At 68.0% G+C, this 14,434-nt stretch carries 13 protein-coding genes and 1 pseudogene; 5 read left to right on the top strand and 9 right to left on the bottom strand.

Annotation, left to right across the window (positions count from 1 at the left end):
- Nucleotides 1-91 precede the first annotated feature (91 nt).
- From IPG50_39015 to IPG50_39025, 3 genes are all read left to right on the top strand, one after another.
- Nucleotides 92-607, top strand: coding sequence for a hypothetical protein (locus tag IPG50_39015; GenBank protein MBK6698136.1), 516 nt, complete (start codon nt 92-94; stop codon nt 605-607).
- 108 nt (nt 608-715) lie between these two features.
- Nucleotides 716-1,567: a MaoC family dehydratase N-terminal domain-containing protein gene (locus IPG50_39020; protein MBK6698137.1), complete on the top strand. Its 852-nt coding sequence runs from the start codon at nt 716-718 to the stop codon at nt 1,565-1,567.
- Between the two features lie 462 nt (nt 1,568-2,029).
- A complete protein-coding gene (locus IPG50_39025) occupies nt 2,030-3,187 on the top strand; it encodes a hypothetical protein (protein MBK6698138.1) in 1,158 nt (385 codons plus the stop codon).
- A 245-nt stretch (nt 3,188-3,432) separates the two neighbouring features.
- On the opposite strand, the gene IPG50_39030 is transcribed toward IPG50_39025, so the two are convergent.
- Entirely contained in the window at nt 3,433-3,906 is a 474-nt protein-coding gene (locus IPG50_39030; protein ID MBK6698139.1) for a tetratricopeptide repeat protein, read from the bottom strand.
- 1,779 nt (nt 3,907-5,685) lie between these two features.
- Between IPG50_39030 and IPG50_39035 the strand changes: the two genes are divergently transcribed.
- Nucleotides 5,686-6,651, top strand: coding sequence for a trypsin-like serine protease (locus IPG50_39035; protein MBK6698140.1), 966 nt, complete (start codon nt 5,686-5,688; stop codon nt 6,649-6,651).
- A 325-nt stretch (nt 6,652-6,976) separates the two neighbouring features.
- Here the strand turns inward: IPG50_39035 and IPG50_39040 are convergent, their stop codons facing one another.
- The 8 genes and pseudogenes from IPG50_39040 to ndk form a co-directional block, all read right to left on the bottom strand.
- Nucleotides 6,977-7,882, bottom strand: coding sequence for a transposase (locus IPG50_39040; GenBank protein MBK6698141.1), 906 nt, complete (start codon nt 7,880-7,882; stop codon nt 6,977-6,979).
- A 130-nt stretch (nt 7,883-8,012) separates the two neighbouring features.
- The gene (locus tag IPG50_39045; GenBank protein ID MBK6698142.1) at nt 8,013-9,122 is read right to left on the bottom strand and encodes a glycosyltransferase family 4 protein; all 1,110 of its coding nucleotides are present in this window, start codon (nt 9,120-9,122) and stop codon (nt 8,013-8,015) included.
- Between the two features lie 25 nt (nt 9,123-9,147).
- Nucleotides 9,148-9,429, bottom strand: a complete 282-nt coding sequence (locus IPG50_39050; protein MBK6698143.1) for a hypothetical protein — start codon at nt 9,427-9,429, stop codon at nt 9,148-9,150.
- On the bottom strand, nt 9,417-10,052 hold the full coding sequence (locus IPG50_39055) for a HEAT repeat domain-containing protein (protein MBK6698144.1): 636 nt from the start codon (nt 10,050-10,052) through the stop codon (nt 9,417-9,419). Before IPG50_39055 ends, IPG50_39050 begins: the two co-directional genes overlap by 13 nt.
- A gap of 92 nt (nt 10,053-10,144) precedes the next feature.
- Nucleotides 10,145-10,696, bottom strand: coding sequence for a TlpA family protein disulfide reductase (locus tag IPG50_39060; protein MBK6698145.1), 552 nt, complete (start codon nt 10,694-10,696; stop codon nt 10,145-10,147).
- 147 nt (nt 10,697-10,843) lie between these two features.
- Nucleotides 10,844-11,947: pseudogene (locus IPG50_39065) on the bottom strand (succinyl-diaminopimelate desuccinylase).
- A 23-nt stretch (nt 11,948-11,970) separates the two neighbouring features.
- Nucleotides 11,971-12,822 carry a 2,3,4,5-tetrahydropyridine-2,6-dicarboxylate N-succinyltransferase gene (locus IPG50_39070; protein ID MBK6698146.1) on the bottom strand — a complete coding sequence of 284 codons (852 nt, stop codon included), beginning with the start codon at nt 12,820-12,822 and terminating at the stop codon, nt 11,971-11,973.
- A gap of 20 nt (nt 12,823-12,842) precedes the next feature.
- Complete coding sequence (gene ndk / locus IPG50_39075; GenBank protein MBK6698147.1) at nt 12,843-13,259, bottom strand: nucleoside-diphosphate kinase; 417 nt, start codon at nt 13,257-13,259, stop codon at nt 12,843-12,845.
- 195 nt (nt 13,260-13,454) lie between these two features.
- Between ndk and IPG50_39080 the strand changes: the two genes are divergently transcribed.
- Entirely contained in the window at nt 13,455-14,372 is a 918-nt protein-coding gene (locus IPG50_39080) for a diguanylate cyclase (protein MBK6698148.1), read from the top strand.
- Nucleotides 14,373-14,434: the final 62 nt, after the last annotated feature.

The following is a 14,434-nucleotide window of genomic DNA, read 5'->3' on the forward strand; positions in this document are numbered from 1 at the left end:
CGTCTGTGTCGCGGCGTTCACGCGCGCGGCGCAATGCCCGCAATTCTCCGTGCGGCCCGCGCGGTACGGGACGTGCTATCGAGCCGGCAGCATGCGCTCCCCGCCCCCGCTCTTCGGCGCTCCGTTGGCCTTCGCGTGGCTTGTGGCTTCGGCCTTCGCAGCGATGGGCTGCTCCAGCTATGCGCTCAGGCCCGTCGCTCAGCCGCCCGTGCCAGCGCTCGGTCCGCCGCGGCCTGACGTCGCGACCGTGTGCCTCTTCCGGCCCACGAGCCTCGGCGCATTGCTCACGGTTCCGGTGCGCGACAACGGTCAACTCGTAGGCGCCACCTCGGCCCACTCGTACTTCTGTTGGCACGCGGAGCCGGGGCGCCACCGCATCAGCGTGGCTGGCGGCACCGACGCGTCGGATCGAACGCTCACGCTGGCGGCCGGCGAGCGCGTTCACTTGCAGCACGAGATCAACATCGGCAACGACGCGCTCCGCATCGCCTCGGAGGCGGAGGCCGCCGAATACGCGGGCGAGTGCGAATACAACGTGGTGAGCGAGGCGCCCGCCGAGGACGGTCCGCTCAATCCCCTGCGCGTCGCGCGGGCGCAGTCTCAATAGCGGCGTCCGGCGAGCGGCGTCCAGGAGCGGCGCGCCGAGCAGTGCGTGCGGGCCGACGGGCCCTTGCCGCGGCTTGACGCGCCGCCACGAGCGCGCGAAAGACGCCCCATGGCGCTCGACCTACAGGCTCGCGGGAAAGTCACGGAAGCCCACCGATTCACGTACACGTGGAAGGACGCAGTCCTCTACGCGCTCGGCATCGGCGCGCGCAAAGATGAGCTCGACTACCTCTTCGAGGGTCGCGGCCCGAAGGTCTTCCCGAGCTTCGCCGTCGTGCCCGAGTTCGCGCCGATGTTCGAGGCGCTGCGGATGACCAACGCGAACTTCGAGATGGTCGTCTTTGGCGGCGAGCGCGTGCGCGTGCACAAGCCCTTCGCGCCGAGCGCCACGGTCGTGTCGCGCTCGACGGTCCGCGGCATCTACGACATGAAGAAGATGGCGCAGGTCGTCATCGACACGGCCATCGAGTCGGAGAGCGGCGAAGCGTTGGCGACGACCACGTCGTCGATCATCTGCCGCGGCGAAGGCGGCTTTGGTGGCGAGCCCCCGCCGCGCGAAGACACCGGCATCAGCCTTCCGCCGAGCGACACGACGCCCGACTTCCACATCGAGCAGCAGACGAGCCCCGAGCAGGCGCTCCTCTATCGCCTCTCGGGCGACGTGAACCCGCTCCACGCCGATCCGGAGTTTGCGAAGACCGTCGGCTTCGAGCGCGGCCCCATCCTGCACGGCCTCGCGACGTACGGGCACATGGTTCGCCACGCGATCCTCGGCGCCTGCGGCGGCGACGCGCGGAAGCTCACGGCCTTCGAGTGTCAGTTCCGCAAGCCCGTGTGGCCCGGCGACACGCTCGTCACCGACGGGTACATCGTCGCGCCAGGAAAGATCGCGATGCGCGTCAGCGTGAAGGAGCGCCAGGAGAACGTCGTCAGCGGCGCCTGGGCGACGTTCTCGGCGTAGGGGGCGCGGGGGTTCGCGTCTCCGCTCAAGAAGCGCGGCGTCCTGCGGGCTGGAGCGCAACGCCGCCTCATGCCAAGCTACGTGCGGATGCGGGTGCCGTCGTTCGCACGGCCCCCAACTCAACGCCGACCAGGTCACGCGGCTGCAAGCCTCAGCCATTGCAAACGTGCGGCGCGCGACCTGGCCAAAGGGCACCCCTGTGATCCGACGCTGTGTCCACGTTGGAACGTCACCAGTGTGGACCCGACATCGACCGACTGCGCCAACTTACCGATGGGAATGACCGCGACAAGCATCAGGCTCACCACTACGCTAGCGATGCTTGGCCTCGTCGGCGTCGCACTCGTGAACTGTGGAGCTACGTCACTCGATGGGCTCGAAGCGCACGATGCCCTGGACGCTTCGGCGGTGGAGGCCGGCTTCGATGTAACCGGACCCGAAGCCGCGATACACCTGGCTGACGTGATGACTTGCGAATCTACCAAGCGCGCTTGCGGTGATGCGTGCGTGAACACGCAGGTCGAGAACAAGCACTGCGGTCAGTGCGACGTGGCGTGCTCCAGCGACGAGAAGTGCACGGCGGGCGCTTGCATGCTGCATTGCCCGGCCGGCACCACAGGGTGCACTTCGCAATTCGACGCCGGCAGTCCACGGTGCGTTGACACGAGTGTAGACCCGGCCAACTGCGGCGCATGCGGGAGGAGCTGCGCGGCGGGCGAACTTTGTCGATCCGGCACATGCGCCCTTGAATGTGCATCACCGCTCTCGACCTGCAGCGCCGATGGCGGAGCGTATTGCGCCGACGTGCGGAATGACCCAGCAAACTGCGGAACCTGCGGGACCGCTTGCGGCGCTACGCAGAGTTGCGTGGCCAGCGTTTGCACGCCGGAATGCACTCCAGGCAGCACGCATTGCCGCGCGCCTTCCGGTGGTCTGGTCTGCGCCGACCTCGCGGTTGACGCGGCGAATTGCGGCGCATGCGAAAAGTCCTGCCAACCGTACGAAGCATGCATCGGTGGTCACTGCACACCGCTCTGCCTCGGACTTGCATATTGTTCGGCGCCGGAGCGCGGGCGGTTTTGCGCGGACACGTCGAGCGACCCACAGAACTGTGGCGCCTGCGCGAGGGCGTGCGGTCTTCCCGAGGCAGGCTTCGCCTGCGTAGCTGGCGTCTGTAAGTTTCTCGGCTGCTCCAGCGTCGACTACATCGACTGCAACGGCGATCCCTCCGATGGGTGCGAGTGCCTCGCGGCTCATTGTTCGGGCAACGTTTGCAAGAAGCGCGTGTTCGTCACGAGTGCAACCTACACCGGGCTGCTTGGGGGAACCGCGGGCGCGGATGCCAAGTGCCAGGGCCTCGCCGACGCGGCACACATCGGCGGGCGCTTCAAGGCGTGGGTCACGTCCCCCGCCACGCGGTTCCTCCACTCGCGTGGGCCATACGTTCGAGTGGACGATGTCGTGGTTGCCAACAGCTGGGCTGACCTTGCGGACGGAGTTCTTGCTGCTCCGATTTCACGGACGGAGACCGGCGCGGCGCCGAGTCCATCTCCTCGTCCGAGCGCTGCTCGCTCGATAACGGCGTTTGGACGGGCCTCAAACCCGATGGGACACGCCTGAGTTGGCCTGGAGAACCGTTCCCCTACGTCGACTGCACCGAATGGACCGCTGACACCCAGGACCAGGTGGGTTTCGGCGACTGGACGGCCACCAACTCCGATTGGTCCTACGCGTGCGTCTTGGGAGGGGCCGGCGTCTGCTCCAGCGCATCGTTCCGGCTCTATTGCTTTGAGCAATAGCCAACAGCACGTCGGCGTGATCGGCCGCGCCGCCCTCTTCGTTCACGTTCAATGCCCCGTTGCATCTCACCGACCCCGGTCGCTGCTTGCGACGGCCGGGCGACTCCCGAGGTAGCCATGCGCGAGCAGGTCTCGCTTCATGCCCTCGGGGTCGCTGACGATGTCACGGTACGTCGCGAGGTGGTCCGAGTCCAAGGGCACGCCGGCTTCATGAAGTGCCAGGAACCGCTGCGCCTCGGCCAGAGCCCCATCAAAGCGATTGACGGCGATGAGGCCATGAAAGAGGGCCACTGACGCGACTTGGTGCTGAGGGTCAAGGATTGTCGCGTTCGTGAACGACTCAACTGCGCCCTCCGCGTTCTTGAGGGGGTCCGTCCAGATAGCCCCAAGGGCGAGCCAAGCGCGACCGCTCTTGGGAAAGCGCTGCAGAAGGCTCTGGAGCATCCGAACGGCTCCCTCCGCGTCGCCGCGTTCAACCACGGCCAACGCCTCGGCGAGCGGCTCCTCAATCGGATCACGAGCAGTGGTCTGATCAGTCATCACGGCCTCGAGTGGCGCCGCCGAGCTTAGTCCTTCTGAGACCGTTCAGCGCGCTTCTGGCGCCGTGTCGCTCTCTTCAGCATCTCGTGCATTCGACGAAGACCGCTTCCTCGCGATCACGAACGTGGACGATTTCCCCAAGTCGGTCGAGGGCGCTCATCGTCCGGTCCGGGGGCCCTCTTGCCGGTCAGTGCGCCGGTCTCTCGGGCTGTAGCCTGTGTCTCCGGTCTGCTCTGTCACCCATGTCGCCGGTCTGCACCCCCGCGCGGCAGCGCATGCATCCGCGACGGCCCGCCGGCCTTGCGTGATCGAGCCAACGTCTTGCGCGACAGGGGACGCGCTTCCCGCTCGAGTGACCAACGCTCCGTGACGGCGCGAGCGCCTCCATAAACGGCGGCGTCCACTTCCGTGTGCGCAGGAGAGCCTTCCTTGCGCGGGCGCGGTGCTTCGTTGTCCGGACGAGCGCCTTGCGTCGTGGGGCGTGAACGCCCGCGCTCCGGAGCGGAAGCTTCGTTGTCGGCAGACGCGCCTTCATAGACCGCGGAAATGCCTTGAGGGTCCGTTCGTGAAGGCCCAACCGCCAGCAACGAAGGCCCCTCGCCCGCCCGCGAGCGGCGGTCTCACGAGACGGAAGCCGCGTCGCTCGACGAGGTGCCTGCCGAGACGAAAAACGGAGCATCGAAACCCGTGGCGGATCCTCGACTTTCCGAGCGGGAAGGTCGCCGGGCCGAAAACGAGGCCGAGGCGCTCGCGACGGAAGTGTGTCCGGCCGTTGCGGAAGGCGTCGGTCTCGAGCGCGGCGGTTCACCTTCCGACAAAGAGACGCCACTCGCCGACAAGGAGACGGATTTTGTCGAAACGGGGTCGTGTACCGCGATGCAAAGCCCTGCGCGCTTGCGCCGGCGGTACGTCTTCTGGAGACGCGTCCTCTTCGATCAGTGCGCGCGCTTCCCTCCCCCGCGCGCACACTTTTGTTTTCTGAGCGGGCACTCCGCGCTCGCGGGCGGCACCTTCATGCTCGGAGAGTCATGCTTCGCTCTCGGCGGGGACACCTTCACAAACCAGCGGAATCGCTCGGGCGCCGATGGCGCTGGTTTCGTTGCTCACAGGGCAGCCCTCGTGCGGGGCGGCGCAGGGCCGCGCGCGAACGTGCACGCGTGCGCGCGCATGCACGACGCCCGCGCGCCCGAGCACGACGACATCCGTCTCAAGAGCGGCCCCCCCGAGACGAAAAACGGAGGCTGAATTTGCGAGCAATTCGTCCAGTTGCGGGCGGGCTTGCCTACGCGATCGGAAGCGATGCATTGCGCATCGTCGCAGCGCCGAGCGCGTCGCAACACGCGCGTGCTCCTTGGTGCACGACGGTCACGATTGCGCGCGCGAGAGCCATCTCCACGCACGCGACGGCCGTGTTTCCGAACGCAAGGGTCGGCCTTCGAACAACGAAGCGTCGCCTCTCGACAAGGAGACGCTCCCCGCCGTCACTGAGACGCAGGCATCCGTGACGCAAGCGCGCTCGGCCGTGTACGAAGTGCTTCGTTGGGGAGCGGGGGCGCAGCTGCCGGCACTAAGTTTGGCCGGCGGCGCAACTGTTACGAACAGCGCGTGAGGGCACCTTCCTCGCACGGCCACCCGCACAACTCGCCGGCTCGGAGCGATTCGAGATCCCCATCTGAGTCGTCGCCCTCCGTGAGGCCGGCCAGGCCCGATTTCGGCACCCCGCAAAGACCGTCGGGTCGGCACGAGCCGACGTGGCACAGCCGGTGCTCTGGGGAGCCCGTGAGAAATGCTTCCTCTCGCTGGGCGGCTCTTTTCGTTGCGTCCCTGGCGTCCACCCTCGGATGCGCCGGTGAGCAGAGCTCAAGCTCCGACGCTCAGGGCAGCGAACTCATCCGCGGCGAGCCAGTGGCCACCGGAGACCTCCGCTCCGTCGTCGAGCTGGGCAACCGAGAGACCTCGTTCTGTACCGCCGCCAAGGTAGGGCCCCGGCACATTCTCACGGCGGCGCACTGCGTGCTCGCCGCCCCCGACGACCGAGCCACCGACTGCGCACCGCAGCCGGCAACCGACCCCGACGACGACACGCCAACCCCGTGTGAGCACGGCGAACAGTGGAAGGGGCCTCTTCGCTTGCGCGTGCGCTCGGCGACTCGCGATCGCTGGGTGCCGATCAAGGTGGCCAAGATCTCCGTGCCACGGTTCGTCATCGACGCGTGCCGCACGAGCCAATGCTTCTGGGATCTGCCGGGACATCGACGGGTTCCGGACATCGCGATCCTCGAGACCGAAGACGACATCCCCGACGCCACCGCCGCGCCGGTCGATGTGACTCGCATCACAGCCGGCACCGACATTCTCACGTTGGGCTACGGCTGCACGCGAAGCGGTCCACGATGGATCGGCGACGACGAACTGCGCTCGCACCCCGGTGCGGTCGTGTCGCTCCGCTCAATCGAGACAGATGAGGTCGCCGACTTTGAAGATGCGTTTCGCCCAGGTCTGGAGGCGAGCTACTTCTTCTCGCCGGGCTCATCGCTCCGCCAAGCGGCGCTGTGCCCCGGCGACTCCGGGGGTCCGCTCTTGCGCCCCACGGGTGAGGTCATCGGCGTCAACGCCTACTATTTGAACGCCAGTCGCGGCTCGACCATGCGCGCCAACATGTTCACGCGCCTCGACGAAGGCGCCGCCGGCAAGGTTACGGATTGGCTAAGGCGTCGCCTCCCGACCGCTGCATTCCGCGAATGAACCGGCCGGACCTGGGTTGATTTCCGTGGGCATGCCGGCCCAACCGGCCGGACCTGGGTTGATTTCCGCGGGGCTGCGGTGCCGCTGCGCGAGCGGCACCGAGGATGCGGTAGTGCGTCGTCGAAGTCCGCGATCTCGTCCCAAGTCGCCCCACAGAACAGCTCGACGCGAAGCGCGATGCTCGTGCGAGCGCTGTGGACCACGAGGCGCGTCCCCTTTGGCCGGAGTGCTCCCATCGCACGCGCGCGCGAGCGGCGAGCCGCGCGTGGCGCCTTCGTAGATCGGCGCGGCCGGTGCCGGCGGTGCGGGGTGCGGTGACCGAGGTCTACTTCTGCGCGGCGCCTTGGCAGCGCACGCCCAAGGCAGCGAAGCGATAGGTTCCCTCTGGGAACACGGTGCGCCTCTCTCCTCCGATCCATCGGAGTCGTGCGTCGCGGTAGGCCTTTCGGAAGCCGCGGAGCGCCGAGAGCTCGTGAACGCGCCGCTCTTTGTTGCGACAGGCCACATGGGGCCGGAGCTTGCGGCGAGGCTCGACGGTACGCGGCTTGCTCGTCGGCGCCGTGCCGAGCACGGCCTTGCGTCCGAGCACGCGTCGACCCGTCTTTGCGCGCTGCGCTTTCGCGGCATCCTCTTCCGCACGGACCGCAGCGGCGACCTTGTCGGTCCATTCCTTGGCCGCGAGGTGCTCGAAGCCGTCAATGGGCTCGATGCGAAGGGTCACCTCTCGCGGCATCGGGCCGTCTTCGCGAAAGAACCCGCATGGGCGCTTGATGGTCCTCGTCGTGCCGCGAAGATGTTGGCCGAACGACGACGCGCCAGGCCACTCGGCGACTCGCTCAACGAGGTGGTCAGCAACGGGATTGCAAAACAGGTAGATGAGCTTGTCGAAGCGGTCTTGGGCTTCGACAAGGTAGACGGCGTTGGGCTGCTCGGTGGCCCAGAGGTTTTCCCAGCGACCCCAGTAGGCGTTGAGCGCCTTGGCGGTCATCTTGTGAAAGTGGGCGAAGAACTCGGGGTAGTTCCCGAGGTTGTCGCGCACGAGCAGGTGTTGGTGGTTGCTCATCGCGATGAAGCCATGCAGCGTGATCTCGTAGCGCTCGCACGCTTCCGCGAGGCAGTAGAGGTAGATCTGCTCGACGCGCGCATCGGGACGAAGCAGGTGCTGCCGCTGCGTGCAGCGCCGACTGGTGAGGTACGTGCGACCCGCGACGACCTGACGGGGAAGCGTCATGAACGTCATATCGGCGGCGATGCGATCGAAGTTGCGTCGTCGGGGCGAAAAAGGAACCCAGGACCGGTGGCACGTGGCACGCGCGAATGACGACGCACGCGCGCAAGCACGCCCCACGCCCCGCGTCCCCCTACCCCTCGTAGATTTCCTCGTACCGCGCCGCGACCACCTCGGGTCGAAACACGCGCGCGTAGAGCGCCTTGCCCGCTGCCGCTTGCTCCGCGCGCGCGGCGTCGGACTCGAGCAAGTGCGCGAGCGCGTCGGCGAGGCCCTGCGTGTCGGCCGCGTCGACGAAGCTCGCCGTCGTCACCGTCTCGAGTGGCCCGCCGCGCGCGAGCACCAGCGGCACGCCGAGCGCGAGCGCTTCGAGCACCGCGAGGGGAACGTCAACCTTGCCGTAGAGATCGTCGGCCGGGAGCGCGACCACGCTCGCCTCCGCGAGGAGCACGGCCAGCTCGGGCAGTTCACCCACGAAGCGAACGCGGTCGAGCACGCCGCTTTGCGTGAGCGACGCCCTTAGCGCCTGCTCCGCGGCCACCGCGCCGGACGTTTTCGCGCGACACGCGAAGATCACCCGCGCCTCCGGAACGCGGCCTGCGAGGGCAGCGATCGCCGCCGCGACCGAGCGCGCGCCGCGGCTCACCTCGAGATCGCCCGGATAGACCACGAGCGGCGCGTCGCCTACGTCGAGGCGCTCACGAAGCGCCGCGCCTTCCTCCGGCGCCACATCGCGAAGCGGCCTCGCGCACGGCGGAACCACAACGAGCTTCCGGCCATCGACGCCGGCCGCGAGAAAACGCCCGCGCGTCCACTCGCTCAGGCACACGACCACGTCCCCGAACAAGAGAGCCCCCACGCTCCTGAAGTGTTTCGGTCGACTCGCGATGGTCTGCACCACGCGGCGCACGCCGCGAAGGCGCCCCGCCACCAGCGTCATGCGCGACGCCGACGACGACGGCCAGTTGGGCGCGAAGACGAAGTGCCAGATCGAGTGCCCCGTCGACGCGGCCACCACCGCCGCGACGCGCGCGTTGGCGCGCAGCGTGGGCGCGAACCGTCCCCGCGCCGCATCGCCGTACGCCACGAGACCGTCGACGCCGTCCGGTGGCGCGACGCCCTCGCTCGTCAGCACCGTCGCGCGATGCCGCGTCAGCGACGTGGCCACGTCGCGTACGAGGTTCTTCGAGCCGTCGTGCCACGGCGGCACGATGGGCTTCGATACGTAGAGGACCCTCGGCACCGGCGCAGCGTATCGCCAGCCCTCGCTAGCGAGAAGCGCGCAGGAGTCCTTCGTCGGCGCCCTTCATGGCGCTGTCGACGGCGCCTTCGACGGCTTGGTCTTGCAGCGCATGGATGCGACGCGGCCCCGCGGCGAGTGACTTCGCCGTGCCGACGCTCGTGGCCGCACCGCTGAGCGAGCCTCGCAGCGTGTTCTCGGGCGCCTTGCGCACCGTGAACTCGACCTGCGCCGTCACCCCGACGTTGCCGTTGGCATCGGCCTGCTGCGCGAGCTTCGCGAGGCGACCGTCGATGATCAAGAGCGGCATTCCGGCGCTCTTCTCTCGCCATCGGCCACGACGACCGCGCCGGGCAACGACGCGATGCGCCGCTGCGTCGATTCACGAAACACGTTGTGAAGCTCTTGCTCGCGCGAGCCCGACTTGACGACGACCTTGCCCAACTGAAGCCCGTAGCGCTTGGCCGTGACGGGCGCGGCCGGCGCCGGTTCGGACTTCTTGAGCGACGCGATCGTCGTGCGGAGCTGCGAGCGCACGCTCTCCGACGACTCGCCGCCCAGGCGTCGCTCGAGGACCGGCAACGCCGCTTCGTCGCCGATGGCGCCGAGGGCAGCGGCAGCCGCTGCCCGCACCGAAGGGTGCGAATCGGTGAGGGCGCGCTCCAAAAGTGCGCGTGAGTCAGCCGCCCGCGAGCGCCCGAGCGAGAGCGCCGCGCTCACCCGCAACCGGAAGTCCTCGGCGTTCGCCAGCTCGCGCCGCGGATCGGCGCTTTGCGCCGGCGACAGCGGACCGGAGCCGCACAACAGGGTGATCGCGATGCCCAGCTCGCAACACCGACGCAGCCAGAACCTCAAGGCCGTGATCCTCCCCCGAGCGCGATGCGCTCGGTTTCGTCTGCCGATCAAGCCACGAACGAACTCAGAGTAAGCCAGCCGACGAACTCAGCCACCAGCGCCAAGCCCCCGCCCGCGTCGACGTCGCCCCGCACACTGCACAGAAGCTCAAGCCTGAGACAGACGGACGATCAGAGCAAGCTCTTCACTTGCTGCTCCATCTTCGCCTCGTCCCCGTCATGGTAGCCGAGGTGAACGAAGCGAACGATGCCCTTCTTGTCGACGATGAACGAGGTCGGCATGGTCTTCGGGTCCCACTTGCTCGCGATGCTCTTCCCCTGATCCCACCCGAGCGGGAACTTGGCGCCGAAGTTCTTGCCGAAGTCGGCGACGCCGTGGTTCTCGTCGTCTTCCGAGATGCCAATGATCTCGAGGCCGCTCGCCTTGTACTTCACGTTAAGCTCCTGGAGCTTCGGGAAGGACTTCTTGCAGGGCTCGCACCACGTCGCCCAGAAGTCGACGATGACCACTTTGCCCTTCATGGAGGCGAGCGAGAACTTGCCTTGGCCGTTGACGGAAGCGAGGGAAAAATCAGGAGCTGGCTTGCCGATGAGCGCGTGCGAATCGCCCGCAGCGGCGGCGCCGCCCGTGGTGGCGCCGGTGCCGGGACCCGTGGCCCCCGCGCAACCGAGAGCCGAGACAGCGAGGACCAAAGAGAGAGCGATAACGGTCGGGGACGTCATGGCCTTCTTTCTTATCATGGTGCAACGGCCAATCGAACGCCGATGAGCGCCTCTTTCGATCGGTGAGTGAGAGATGACGCGCAAGGCCCCTTCTCCGTGGTCAGCGCGCGTACACCGCCGGGTCGGTCGCCGCGGGCCGGGAGACCCCTACGCGCCCGCGGCGTGGAGGAACCGGCGCAGAATTCGGTCGCCTTCGTGCACAAGCGAGAGCGACGTCGACTCGTTTCGCTGGTGCGCCTGCGCATTTTCGCCGGGACCCCAGTTCACCGCGGGGATGCCCAGCGCGGCGAACCGCCCGACGTCGGTCCATGCCTGTTTGGGCGCGACCCCCGCGACGCCGGCTTCCAAGAGCGCCCGCACGAGCGGATGCTTCGCGTTGGGCGGCGCCGGCGGCGAGACGTCGACGAACTCCACGTGGGCGCGCCCGGCAACCGCCGACACCACGTTGGCCTTGGCGTCCTCAACCGACACGTCCGGGGGGAAGCGATGGTTCACGTTGAGGACGAAGCGATCGGGGACGACGTTCTTGCCGCGACCGCCGTCTTTCGCCTGGGTCACGGTCATCACGCTCTTCCAAACGAAGCCGTCGATGGTGTGAGCCTCGGCTTTCGCGCGTGCATCTCGGCGAGAAACGACGCGGCCTTCGTGACGGCGTTTTCGCCTTGCCACGGACGCGCGCAGGGACGTGTTCCCCTCGAACGTCACCGTCGCGTGAAGCGAGCCGTTGCAGCCGAGCTGCACGTGGTTGTCCGACGGCTCGAGGCACACCGCCAGATCGACGCGTGAGAGTTCGGGGTCGGCAAGGAGCACGGGGCCCAGCTCGTTGTCGGCGAAGGGGCCCTCTTCGCGCGAGTAGAAGACGAGCGTCAGATCGCAGGGGAACGCCTCCATCGACTCGGCGAGCACCAGCATGAGCGCGAGGCCGCTCTTCATATCGCTCGACCCGGCGCCGAAACACCGACCGTCCTCGATGCGAGCCGGACCGTTCTCCGTCCGCACCGTGTCGAGGTGCCCGACGAGGGCGATGTGAGGTCGCGCCCTTCCGGAGCCGCGCCCCTTGTCACCAGACGCATCGCTGCGCGTGAGCGGCACGACGAGCGAATTGAGGGTGCGCCGGACAGGCGCCGCGAGCGGCAGTCGCGAGAGCCGCGCGAGCACGGCGTCGCAGAGCGCCTGCTCGTCGCCGATGGGCGACTCGATGGCGCAGAGCCACAGCAACGTGTCGTCGAGGGCTTTTGCGCGCGGGTCCACTTCGCAGGTCTCCTTAGACGGCCTCAGACGGGAACTGCGAAGTCGCGAAGCGCCGCGTTGAGGCTAACCTTCTTGTCCGTCGACTCGGTGCGGCGGCCGATGATGAGGGCGCACGGCACGCCGAACTCGCCGGCGGGGAACTTCTTCACGCGCGAACCAGGGATGACCACGCTGCGCGGCGGCACGACGCCGCGATGCTCGACGACCTCGCTGCCCGACACGTCGAGGATGGCCGTGGACGACGTGAGCACGACGCCGGCGCCGACGACCGCTTCACGTCCGACGCGAACACCTTCGACGACGACGGCCCGCGAGCCCACGAAGACGCCGTCTTCGATGATGACGGGCCTCGCGCTCGGCGGTTCGAGGACCCCGCCGATGCCGACGCCGCCCGCCAAGTGACAATCGCGGCCGACCTGCGCGCACGAGCCGACGGTGGCCCAGGTGTCGACCATGCTGCCGGCGCCGACACGCGCGCCGATGTTGACGTAGCCGGGCATCACGATGGCGCCCGCTTCGAGGAACGCGCCGTAACGCACGACGCCCGGCGGCACGACGCGGACGCCGGCCTTCGCGAAGCCCTTCTTGAGGGGGATCTTGTCGTGGAACTCGAAGGGACCGACGTCGAGCGTCTCGACCTTGCGGAGCGCGAAATACAGCAGGATGGCCTGCTTGATCCAGGCGTGCGTCGTCCAGTCGGCGCCCCTCACCTCCGGCGGCGACGCGACGCGGAGCACGCCTTCGTCGAGCGCACCGAGCACCTCGAGAACCGCGGCCTTCGCGGCCGGCTCTTCGAGCCGCGCACGCTGGTCGAAGGCCGCTTCGATGAGCGAGCGGAGGCGGCCTTCGAGGTCCGCCGCCGCCCCCCCACCGATGGCCCCGCCCCCGCCGTGGCTCAAAGCTCGTTGCCCGTGAAGAAGTACGCGATCTCGATCTTCGCGTTGTCGAGCGAGTCGGAGCCGTGCGTGGCGTTCTCGCCGACGTTGGCGCCGAAGGCCTTGCGGATGGTGCCGGCGTCCGCCTTGGCGGGATCGGTCGCGCCCATGAGCTTGCGCCAGGCGGCGACGGCGTCGGCCTTCTCAAGGCAGCCCACAACCACGGGAGACCGCGTCATGAAGGTCACGAGCTCACCGAAGAAGGGGCGATCCTTGTGAACGGCGTAGAAGCCTTCGGCGACCTTCTGCGAGAGCTGCATGCGACGGAGCGCCACGACCTTGAAGCCCTCCTCTTCGATGCGCGCGAGGATGGCGCCGGTCTTGTTCTTTTCGACGGCGTCGGGCTTGATGATGAAGAAGGTGCGTTCGAGGGCCATGGACCGGACTCCAGGTGGACGGTTGAGTCACGAAGGCCCCCTCGAAAAAGCTCGTGGGGGCGGGACTTTGCGGCCTTCTACGGGAGAATCGTCCGCAGCGCAACGGGTCTCGGGTGGCCAGACCCCGGCAAAATGGGCCACCAAGTCAGCCTTCGCTTTACAGCGGGGCCTCGGCCGCGGGATGTTTCATATCGGATGACCTTCGAGGACGACAAACCCCGGACCCGCACGCTCGTCGTGAAGGAGGAGCCGACGAGCCAGCGCCGGCTCCGCGCCGTGGTGACCCTCGCGAGCGGCCAGGACTTGGGGCGCGTGGTGACGATTCCTCGCGGCGAGGTCCTCTCCATCGGCCGCGGCGAGGATCAGACCTTGCGCATCGACGAGGCCGCCGTCTCGAGCTCCCACGCGCGCATCGTCGCCCTGGCTGGCGAGTACATGTTCGTCGACAACAAGTCGACGAACGGCAGCTTCCTCAACGACGAGCGCGTCGTGGCGCCGCAAGCGCTCAAGGACGGCGACCGCATTCGCCTGGGCCCCACGGTGCTCCTCCGCTTCAGCATGGTCGACGAAGAAGAAGAGTCGGCGATGCGGAAGATCTACGAGGCGGCGCTCTTCGACGGCCTCACGAAGGTCTTCAACCGTAAGCACCTCGACGACCGCCTCGACGCCGAGGTGGCCTTCGCGGTCCGTCACAACACCGAGCTTTCGCTTCTCTTGTTCGACGTCGACCACTTCAAGAAAGTGAACGACACGCACGGCCACCCGGCCGGCGACGCGGTGCTCGTGGGCGTTGCGCAGATCTTGATGGGCGGCCGCCGCGCCGAAGACATCGTCGCGCGCTACGGCGGCGAAGAGTTCGTGCTGGTGCTGCGGGGCACGCCCATCGAAGGCGCGGCCATCTTCGGCGAGCGGCTGCGCAAAGCCGTCGAGGCCAGCACCTTCGCCGTCCCCGATGGCCCCACCATTCGTGTCACCGCCAGCGGCGGCGCCGCCTCGCTCAAGTGCTGCGGCGCACGCAAAGACAAGTCGACGCTCGTGGTCCTCGCCGATCAGCGCCTGTACCGCGCCAAGCAGGCGGGCCGAAACCGCGTCATCTCCGCCTCGGAAGGCTGACGCAGCGATCAGCCGTGGCGGCCGCGACGGCGAGGTTCGCGCGCCAATCGGGGCTTTTGGGC

It is taken from the genome of Myxococcales bacterium, from assembly GCA_016703425.1.
Classification (GTDB): domain Bacteria; phylum Myxococcota_A; class Polyangia; order Polyangiales; family Polyangiaceae; genus JADJCA01.